Here is a 10,161-nt window from a genome sequence, read left to right on the forward strand (position 1 = left end):
GCCCCTCACAGCGCAGGAATGCGCTCGCCTCGACTTGAACCCATATGCCCAACCGTATGCGTCATGCGCGCTTCCGGACGGCGACGGGTGAGCGCCAGCAGGATGCCCATGGTGATGGCAATCGCCACCAGCGACGAGCCGCCATAGGAAATAAACGGCAGCGTCATGCCCTTAGCAGGCATCAGGTGCAGGTTTACCGCCATGTTGATGATCGACTGGAAACCGAACAGGATCACGATGCCCGACACGGCGAGACGCGTGAACGCATCGCGTTCCTTGAGCGCGATGGAAAGCCCGCGCACCACGATGAAGGCAAACAGCAACATGATGATCATGCACAGGATGATGCCATATTCTTCCGCAGCCACCGAGAAGATGAAGTCGGTGTGGCTATCGGGAATGATGCGCTTGACCGTGCCTTCGCCGGGTCCCTGCCCGAACCAGCCGCCACGCAGAATGGCTTCGCGCCCGGCATCGACCTGGAACGTATCGCCTTCGCCCGTCATAAAGCGGTTGATACGACCGGCAACGTGGTCGAACACAAAATAAGCGCTGAAACCGCCGCAGACGGCGAGACCGCCGAGAACCAGAATCCAGAACATCGGCAGACCAGCGAGGAAGAACATCGCGCCCCATGTGCCGGTGGTCAGCATGGTCTGGCCAAGATCGGGCTGCAACACCAGAAGACCGGCAACAGTGCAGAACAGCATCATGGCAAGGAAATAGCCGGGCATGTCACCGCCGCGTTCGCGCTCGGAGAAAAGCCATGCGCAGACGACTACGAAAGCGGGCTTCATGAACTCGGACGGCTGGATGGAGATACCGGCCAGATTGACCCAGCGGCGCGCGCCCTTCACTTCAATACCGAAGAAGAGCGCCGCAACCATCAGCACCATGGAAATGGCAAGCAGGATCAGCGCGAAACGCCTGATCTGCCGAGGCGAAAAGAACGACACACCGATCATGACGATGACGGCCGGTATCATGAAGACGGTCTGGCGCTCCACAAAATGGAAACTGTCGAGACCGATACGCGAAGCCACAGCCGGGCTTGCCGCGAAGGACAAGAGAATGCCAAGCCCCATCAGGGCCAGACAGGCTACGAGAAAGAAGCGGTCTATTGTCCACCACCAGTTGGCGACAGGACCGCGATCGACACGGCTTACCATCAGCTTTCTCCTCCAATTGGCATAATACCGGGAAGTGCCAATACGGCGCTGCGGAAGGCATCGCCGCGTTTTTCAAAATTCTGAAATTGATCGAAGCTGGCGCAGGCTGGCGAGAGCAGCACAACCGGTTCCGGGGCTGCATCATTGCCCGCATCGCGCGCGGCATGATCGACGGCCACGGCCAGCGTATCCGAAATCTCGAATGGCACGCTGTCACCGAGCGTCGCGGCGAACTGCGCCGCCGCCTCGCCGATCAGATAGGCTTTCGCAATGCGTGGGAAGAACCCGCCGAGAGACTCAATCCCGCCCGCTTTCGGCACGCCGCCAGCGATCCAGTAGATGTTATTCGGAAAGGAGGAGAGCGCCGGGGCGGTCGCATCGGCATTGGTCGCCTTGGAGTCGTTGACGAACAGCACTTTGCCGCGACGCCCCACCTGCTCCATGCGGTGCGCCAGACCCGGAAAGCTTTTCAGCCCAGCACGAATTTCATCGAGCGACAGGCCAACCGCAAGGCAGGCCGCCACAGCTGCAAGCGCATTCTGCGCATTATGCGCGCCGCGCAGCGAACCGATCCCGGCCAGCGAGGCCAATTCTTCAACCTTGCCTGCTTCAGCATGCATCAGGATCGAACCATCGGCAAAATAACCGCTATCGAGGTGCTTTTCCTTCGAAATCCGGGCGACATTAACGCCGTTCACTGCCAGATTTTCGGCAATCGCCGTGCAATAAAGATCGTCAACGCCGATAATCGCCGTGCCGCTGGCAGCAACCAGCCGCGCCTTGATGGCCGCATAGTTTTCCATCGTGCCGTGACGGTCGAGGTGATCTGGCGTCAGGTTCAGCAAGATTCCGGCAGTCGGGTTCAGCGAAGGCGCCAGATCGATCTGATAGGACGAGCATTCAACCACATAGAAGCGGTCTGCCGCTGGCGGCTCCAGCGTCAGGATTGCCGTACCGATATTGCCGCCAAGCTGCATGTCGCGACCGGACGCCTTGATGATATGGGCGATCAGCGCCGTGGTGGTCGATTTGCCGTTAGTGCCGGTAATGGCGATGAACGGGCAATCAGGTGCAATATGATTGCGCTCGCGCACGAACAGCTCCACATCGCCGATAATCTCGACGCCTGCAGCATGGGCAAGATCGACTGTCCAATGGGGCTTGGGGTGGGTCAGCGGAACACCCGGCGAAAGCACGAAGGCAGCGAACTGCGACCAGTCCGCCTGCCTCAGATCGCCCGTTGCAATGCCTGCGCCTTGTGCGCGTGCCACACTGTCGGGATTATCGTCCCAGGCAATGATCTTCGCCCCCCCGGCCACAATGGCCTTGGCCGTGGCAATGCCCGACCCGCCCAATCCGAAGAGGGCGACGGTCTTGTCTTTAAGGGCGGTGATCGGGATCATTCTTCTTGCCTGTCGATACTGGTCTTGTGGTTATCTGAGCTTGAGGGTGGAAAGTCCGATCATCGCGAGAATGATGGCGATGATCCAGAAACGGATCACGACCTGGCTCTCGGTCCAGCCCTTCTTTTCAAAATGGTGGTGGATTGGCGCCATCAGGAAGACGCGCTTGCCGGTCAGCTTGAACGAGCCAACCTGAATAATCACCGAAAGCGCTTCCATCACGAACAGACCGCCGATGATGGCGAGCACGATTTCATGCTTGGTTGCAACGGCCACCGTGCCGAGCATGCCGCCCAGCGCCAGCGAACCCGTATCGCCCATGAAGATAGCGGCAGGCGGCGCATTGAACCACAGGAAGCCAAGGCCTGCGCCAATCACTGCGCCCAGCACCACGGCGAGTTCACCCGTGCCCGGCACGAAATGGATTTGCAGATAATCCGCGAAGATCGCATTACCGGAAAGATAGGCGATGAAGCCGAAGGAAGCTGCGGCAACCATGACCGGCACGATGGCCAGACCGTCGAGACCGTCTGTCAGGTTCACGGCATTGCCCGCGCCGACCATCACGAAGGCCGCGAACGGAATGAAGAACCAGCTCAGATTGATGACGAACTGCTTGGCGAATGGGAAGGTCAGCGAGGAGGAGAAAGGCTCCTGCCCTGCGCGCATGATGACAAAGGCGGCAATCGCTGCGATCAGGAACTCAATGCCCAGACGCGCCTTGCCGGAAAAACCCTTGTCGGACTGCTTCGTCACTTTGAGATAATCGTCGTAAAAGCCGATGGCGCCGAAACCCACTGTGACCAGCAGCACAACCCAGACATAGACGCTGGCGAGATTGGCCCAGAGCAGGCACGAAATCAGAATGCCGGTCATGATCATCAGACCGCCCATGGTGGGCGTACCGGCTTTCTTGAAATGGGTCTGCGGGCCGTCCGCGCGGATCGGCTGCCCCTTCCCCTGACGGACGCGCAACGAATTGATGATCGTCGGGCCGAACAGGAACACGATCAGCGCCGACGTAATCATTGCGCCGCCGGTGCGGAAAGTGATGTAGCGGAACACGTTGAGCGGTGTCATGTGTTCAGCGAAGAAGGTGAGAAGCATCAGCATGTGGAGAAAATTCCCTCGACCATCGCCTATTCCGCCGGCTCGACCGGCGGAAACTGGTTAGTGAAAGCCTTGACGATTTTGGAGAAGCCGATTCCCTTGGACGATTTCACCATAATGACATCGCCAGGACGGACCGCCTTTATCACCAGCGGCAGTAATTCTTCGGTGCTCTGCCTGTATTCGGTGTGAATTTCAACCGGCAAGGCGTTTTTTAGCACTGACATTTCAGGGCCGCCGATAAAAAGTGAACTCACTTCGGCATCCACGATCGGACGTGCGAGGTCGGCGTGCAGCTTTCCGGACTGGCGACCGAGTTCCAGCATGTCGCCAAGAACGGCAATGCGTCGCCCTTTCGGACCTTCCGGCTTGGACGACTGGAGCAGTGCCAGCGCCGCACGCATGGAGGTCGGATTGGCATTGTAGCTTTCGTCGATCAGCGTGAACGCGCCGCCATCGGGATGTTGCAGCACATGCTGCGCACCGCGCCCGCCTTCTGCCGAAAGGGTCGCCATGGCCATGGTCACCTTGGCCAAATCCGCACCGACGAGGTCGCAAGCGCCAAGAACCGCCAGCATGTTCTGTACGATGTGACGGCCCGGTATGCTGACCTTCACGACGGCTTCGTGATTGCCGATCTTCACCGTCATGCAGGAGCATGTCGGGTGCAGCTTGACTTCGCGCAGGCGATATTCAGCGCGGGCATTTTCGCCAAACGTCGAAATATGTTCGACGCCAGCTTTCTCGGCCAGTTCTTCCAGTTGCTTGAAACGCTTGTCGTCACGGTTCAACAGGGCATAACCGCCGGGAACAATACCTTCGAAAATCTCGGCCTTGGCGACCGCGATTTCCTCCAGATTGGCGAAATGGCCAAGATGCGCAGGCGCAATCAGCGTGATCAGAGCCACATGCGGACGCACCATCTTCACTAGCGGACGAATTTCGTCATGATGGTTCATGCCGATTTCGAACACGCCGTAATCGGTATCGGCTGGCATGCGGGCAAGCGTCAGCGGCACGCCCCAATGGTTGTTGAAGGATGCGACCGAGGCATGAACCTTGCCGACGCCGGACAGAACATGACGCAGCGCTTCCTTGGTCGTCGTCTTGCCGACAGAACCCGTCACAGCGATGATCTGCGCCTTTGAGCGCACACGCGATGCGATGCCCAGCTTGATCAGTGCTTCAAGCACGTCTTCCACGACGATCATCGGCACTTTGAGATTGCCGAATGCAGGCAGGCGATGCTCGGCCACCACCAGAAGCCCCGCGCCAGCGGCCATTGCAGCCGTAGCAAAGTCGTGCCCGTCGAACAGGTCGCCCTTGATCGCGAAAAACGCCTCGCCGGGTTTCAGCGTGCGGCTGTCGATGGAAATGCCTGTTATACCTGCTGGAAGCGTGCCGAAAGGCCTGCCTCCCATGGCGTCAACCATATCAGCCGATGACCACAGCCAGTCTTTCATCCCTGACGCTCCTCAAGACGAGCGGCCAGTGCGGCTGCGACTTCCGCATGATCGGAGAACGGCAGGGTAATGCTGCCGACAATCTGGCCTTCCTCATGTCCCTTGCCAGCAACCACCAGCGTGTCGCCCGGCATCATCATGGACACAGCCGTGAAGATCGCTTCGCGGCGGTCGCCAATTTCAGTCGCGCCAGTCGCCGCAGCCATGATTTCCGAGCGAATCTGCGCCGGAACTTCCGAACGTGGATTGTCGTCGGTGACGATCACCACATCGGCAAGGCGCGAGGCAATTTCGCCCATGATCGGGCGCTTGCCCTTGTCACGATCACCGCCGCATCCAAACACGACGATCACGCGACCGGTGGTGAATGGGCGAACCGAAGTCAGAACATTTTCAAGTGCTTCCGGCTTATGCGCATAATCGACATAGGCCGGTGCGCCATCTTCCGTTGCGCCCACCAGATCAAGACGACCTGGCGCGCCCTTCAGGCGTTCCAGTGCGCGCATGGCAGCGGCGGCAGGTACGCCCGTAACCATGGCGAGACCAGCGGCAACCAGTGCGTTCGCCACCTGAAAATCACCGGCCAGCGGCAGCTCGATTTCGAAGATTTCATCGCCGATGCGCACTTCGACATGCTGGCGGAAACGCTCATGCTCAACGCGCTTCAGATTGATGAAATTGCCCTTGCGGCCAACGGTCTTCACGTCACAACCGGCAGCAGTCGCTGCGTCGATCGCCTGTTGCGAGAAATGATCGTCGGAAAAGATGATCGCAGGCGCGCCCTTCGGCAGCAGCGTATCGAACAGGCGCATCTTCGCGCCAAGATATTCTTCGATGGTCGCGTGATAATCCATGTGGTCGCGACCGAGATTGGTGAAAGCGCCAGCAGACAGTTTCACGCCGTCGAGACGACGCTGATCAAGCCCATGCGACGAGGCTTCCATCGCAGCGTGCGTCACGCCCTCGTCGGCCAGTTCGGCCAGAACGCGCTGTAGCTCCACCGGATCGGGTGTCGTCAGCGAATTATAGTCGCTGCGGGTCGGCGAAAACACGCCCGTCGTGCCGATATTGGCAGCGGGAAAACCTGCATAAGCCCAGATCTGACGCGTGAAGGAAGCAACGGAAGTTTTGCCGCTGGTGCCCGTGACGGCAACCATGATCTCCGGCTGCTTGCCATAGAACTGTGCCGCTGCCGTTGCCAGCGCGTGACGCGGATCGTCCACATGCAGAACCGGAACGCTCGCATTGTCGATGGCTGCATCCTTGGCCGCAATCACGGCGGCTGCACCGCGCTTAATCGCATCGGCAGCAAATGCCGCCCCATCCGCTTTCACGCCTTTCAGCGCGGCAAAGAGAAAACCGCGTTCGACCTTGCGGGAATCCGAGGTCACGCCCGTGATTTCCACCTCACCGTCGGTGCCGGAGGCCAGTTCCGTAAAAAGAGCGATTTCCTTCAGTTTCATGGCAATCAAATCCAAATTTCGTTGCGTACCCAAGCTATGCTGCGCGAATCAGTCGTATTCGTTGGAAACCATTGCTGGCGGCAATTCCTGTTTTAAATCAGGCCCACCGCTCATATTGCTAACAGTTGCCGGTTGCGCATCCAGTTCGAAGTCAGGTTTGACGCCTAGGAAGGATGCCGAGCGGCTGATGATTTCATAGACCATCGGCGCAGCATTGAAGCCCGCGGTCGCGCCGAATTTGCCCTGTTCCGGCTTCGGCTCATCGATGATGGTCAGCACGACATAGGCCGGATCTTCGATCGGGAATGCAGCAAGGAAGGCGTTAAAGCGCGAATCCTTCGAATAGCGACCCTTAACCACCTTTTCAGCCGTACCCGTCTTTCCACCGACGCGATAGCCCGGAACGGCTGCGCGCTTGCCCGAACCGCCAGGAGCGGTGGCATTGAGGCGGTAGAGATAACGCATATCAGCAGAAACTTGTGGATGAACGACCTGCTTCTCTCCCAGAGCAACAGTCTCAGCCTGAGACCGCATCAGGAAGGTCGGGTTGAACAGCTTGCCACCATTCATGAGTGCTGCCGCGCCCACCGCCGTCTGAAGCGGGGTCGTCATCATGCCGTGACCAAACGAGATGGTCATCGAATGGACCTTCTTCCAGACGCGCGGCTCGACCGGACGTGCCACTTCCGGCAGTTCCGTCTGCATGCGGTCGAGAAGACCCATCTTTTTCAAGAAAGCGCGATGGCCTTCGATACCAACGGCATCGGCTTCGCGCCCAGAACCGATATTCGACGAGAAGATGAACACTTCCGGCAGCGTCAGCCAGCGGCCCTTGCCGTGGAAGTCGCGGATGGTCTGGCGACCGAACACCAGCGGACGTGTTGCATCGAGCTTCGACTGCAGGGTGAACTTGCCGGAATCGAGCGCCATCGCCGTGGTGAAGGTCTTGATGGTCGAGCCCATTTCGTAGGTGCCCGCCGACATACGGTTGAGGCGATCCTTGTCGAGGGCATTAACGGGGTTGTTCGGATCGAAATCCGGCACCGAGGCCATGGCGATCACTTCGCCGGTCTTGATGTTGAGAACAACGGCGCCCGCGGCAATGGCGCGATAGCGTTCCATGGCCTTGACCAGAACGTCGCGCATGATGTGTTGCACGCGAATATCGATGGACAGGCGAACCGGCTCCAGCGACTGACCGGTCGCAAGACCGGCAAGGCGAAGATCGGTCAGACCCTGGCTGTCGATATATTTTTCCATACCGGCAATGCCCTGGTTATCGACATTGACCAGACCGAGAATATGCGATGCCGTCGGACCGCCCGGATAGAAGCGGCGCTTTTCGGTGCGGAAACCGATGCCCGGCACGCCGAGCGCCATGATCTGGCTCTGCTGCTTCGGCGTCAGGCCACGCTTGACCCAAACAAAGCCTGCACCGCTCTTGAGACGCTTATAGGTCGCTTCCCAATCCAGATCGGGCAGCACCGTGGACAGCATTTCAATGGTTTCATCCGGATCGACGATCTTGCGCGGTTCGGCATAAAGCGAAGCGGTGTTGATGTCGGTCGCGAGAATTTCGCCGTTGCGGTCCAGAATATCCGGACGCGAGGCCAGCTGTTGTATGGCTGGGCCGGTCGCGTCTTCATCTTCACCGCCGATCATGCCGAAATAGACGAGCTTGCCGCCAATCACGCCATAAATGCCGACGAAGCAGGCAATCGCCATCCACAAACGGTTGCGAGCACGATTGCCGTGCTTTTTACGCGACCCGACAAAAGCCATGTTGCCAGTCAGCTTTTCATCGCCGACCGGCTCCAGACCGTCCATCGCATTTTTGTTCTTCTTCTTCGAGAGACCGAGTTTCAGCCGCATGATCAGTGCTTTGCCCCGCTCTTCTTCTTGACGCTGCCGGTGGTGATCTTGTCCTGTTCGAGGACGCCGCTTGCGACCAGTTCATCCGTGCCGGAGATGATTTTCTGAATGTCGTCCAGCGGACGCTCCGGAATATCGGCAGCACTCAGGATAAGCTGCTCGGCCACGATCGGCTGCAGGTTGAGTTCTTTGTCATAGACGCCGGTCAGGCTTTGCAGACGGCCCGGCTGTGTCATCAGCGCCCAGTCTGCCCGCAACAGCGTAATCGTATCGCGCTCGGAATTGATCTGGCGCGTCAGCTTGGCGATGACCGCGACCTGTTTTTCGGCGTCATACTTGATGGTGTAGGTGACAGCTGCTGCCACCAACATCGCCGCAATCATGATGAGATCAAAAGTACGCAGCACTCGTTCAACTCCGGCTCAGTTCATGCGTTTCGGGCAATTTAGGCAGCCCGAACAGCGAAAGATCATCTTCAAGCGGCGGATTAACCGTCCGCAGTCCGGCGCGCAGCTTCGCCGAGCGCGCACGTGGATTGCTCGCCTCTTCCACCGGCGTCGGCCCGACAGCACCTTTGACGGCGGGCGTAAAACTCGGAAGACGCACATGCGTTTCGGGCATGTGCCGCGAACCCGCACTGCCGCCTGCGCGATCCGCGAAATAACGCTTCACCATGCGGTCTTCGAGCGAATGGAACGTCACCACCACCAGCCGTCCGCCGGGCTTCAAAACCTGTTCTGCTGCCAGCAGCGCGCGGGCCAGTTCGCCCAGCTCGTCATTCACATAGATGCGCAGCGCCTGAAACACGCGCGTCGCGGGATGAATAGGCACCTTGGGATTGCGCCCGACCAGCGATTCAATCGCATTGGCGAGATCAAGCGTGCGGCTGAAAGGCTGCGCCTCGCGACGCTTCTCGATCATCCCTGCGATGCGTCCTGCATGACGCTCTTCGCCAAGGAAATTGAAGATGCGCGCCAGATCGCCCATTTTCAGACGATTGACGACATCGGCAGCACTGGGGCCCTTGCTGGACATGCGCATGTCGAGCGGCCCGTCCTTCTGGAAGGAGAAGCCGCGCTCGGCTTCATCGATCTGCATCGACGAAACACCGATATCGAGCACAACGCCATCCACTTTGCTGCCTGCTCCCTTCACTTGCGCGACCGCTGAATCCAGCGCCGAAAACCGGCTTTCCACCAGATGCAGACGCCCCGGAAACTGCTTTTCCATGGCGCGCCCGGCTTCGATTGCCGTCGGATCGCGGTCTATCGCGATCACTTCGGCCCCTTCATCCAATATGCGACGGGTGTAACCGCCTGCCCCGAAGGTGCCGTCGACGATAACTTCGCCGGGCTGGGGCTTGAGAGCGTCAATCACCTCGGAAATCAACACCGGAACGTGACGGACTTCAGCCCCTTCGGCTTGAGATTTGTCTCCGCCGAGGCTCGCCATCATTCCGTTCCTTTCCCGGGAGTTGCCCCCGCTATCCTGTGTTCTGTCTTTGGATTCCGGCCTTTTCCCGTCAAGGAGACGATCAGGCGGATTCGTTCGTCAGTTATCGGATATTAAGCTTAATGAAGCGTTATCCGTAAGCGGTGTCTCACTCACACCGGGCCGGTATAATTCCATGGTAATAGTTGGTCGATTTGGCTCTGCTTATGGCCATTGACGATTGCGGTGA

General features: G+C 58.9%; 8 protein-coding genes. All 8 read right to left on the reverse strand.

The window, feature by feature from the left end:
* Window positions 1-5 precede the first annotated feature (5 nt).
* From ftsW to rsmH, 8 genes are read right to left on the reverse strand one after another with little or no spacing between them, the layout of a single operon-like run.
* Window positions 6-1,169 carry a putative lipid II flippase FtsW gene (gene ftsW / locus FGI60_RS18060; RefSeq protein WP_138786379.1) on the reverse strand — a complete coding sequence of 388 codons (1,164 nt, stop codon included), beginning with the start codon at window positions 1,167-1,169 and terminating at the stop codon, window positions 6-8.
* Window positions 1,169-2,572, reverse strand: coding sequence for a UDP-N-acetylmuramoyl-L-alanine--D-glutamate ligase (gene murD, locus FGI60_RS18065; RefSeq protein WP_138786380.1), 1,404 nt, complete (start codon window positions 2,570-2,572; stop codon window positions 1,169-1,171). The genes ftsW and murD overlap by 1 nt, the downstream gene beginning before the upstream one ends.
* Before the next feature lie 30 nt (window positions 2,573-2,602).
* Entirely contained in the window at window positions 2,603-3,685 is a 1,083-nt protein-coding gene (gene mraY / locus FGI60_RS18070) for a phospho-N-acetylmuramoyl-pentapeptide-transferase (protein ID WP_138786381.1), read from the reverse strand.
* A gap of 26 nt (window positions 3,686-3,711) precedes the next feature.
* On the reverse strand, window positions 3,712-5,145 hold the full coding sequence (locus FGI60_RS18075) for a UDP-N-acetylmuramoylalanyl-D-glutamyl-2,6-diaminopimelate--D-alanyl-D-alanine ligase (protein ID WP_138786382.1): 1,434 nt from the start codon (window positions 5,143-5,145) through the stop codon (window positions 3,712-3,714).
* Window positions 5,142-6,614 carry a UDP-N-acetylmuramoyl-L-alanyl-D-glutamate--2,6-diaminopimelate ligase gene (locus tag FGI60_RS18080; RefSeq protein WP_138786392.1) on the reverse strand — a complete coding sequence of 491 codons (1,473 nt, stop codon included), beginning with the start codon at window positions 6,612-6,614 and terminating at the stop codon, window positions 5,142-5,144. The genes FGI60_RS18075 and FGI60_RS18080 overlap by 4 nt, the downstream gene beginning before the upstream one ends.
* Window positions 6,615-6,656: 42 nt before the next feature.
* Entirely contained in the window at window positions 6,657-8,480 is a 1,824-nt protein-coding gene (locus FGI60_RS18085; protein WP_138786383.1) for a peptidoglycan D,D-transpeptidase FtsI family protein, read from the reverse strand.
* 2 nt (window positions 8,481-8,482) lie between these two features.
* A complete protein-coding gene (gene ftsL / locus FGI60_RS18090) occupies window positions 8,483-8,887 on the reverse strand; it encodes a cell division protein FtsL (RefSeq protein WP_138786384.1) in 405 nt (134 codons plus the stop codon).
* A 4-nt stretch (window positions 8,888-8,891) separates the two neighbouring features.
* Window positions 8,892-9,935 carry a 16S rRNA (cytosine(1402)-N(4))-methyltransferase RsmH gene (rsmH, locus tag FGI60_RS18095; protein ID WP_171058800.1) on the reverse strand — a complete coding sequence of 348 codons (1,044 nt, stop codon included), beginning with the start codon at window positions 9,933-9,935 and terminating at the stop codon, window positions 8,892-8,894.
* Window positions 9,936-10,161 lie beyond the last annotated feature (226 nt).

It is taken from the genome of Brucella haematophila (assembly GCF_005938105.1).
GTDB lineage: Bacteria > Pseudomonadota > Alphaproteobacteria > Rhizobiales > Rhizobiaceae > Brucella > Brucella haematophila.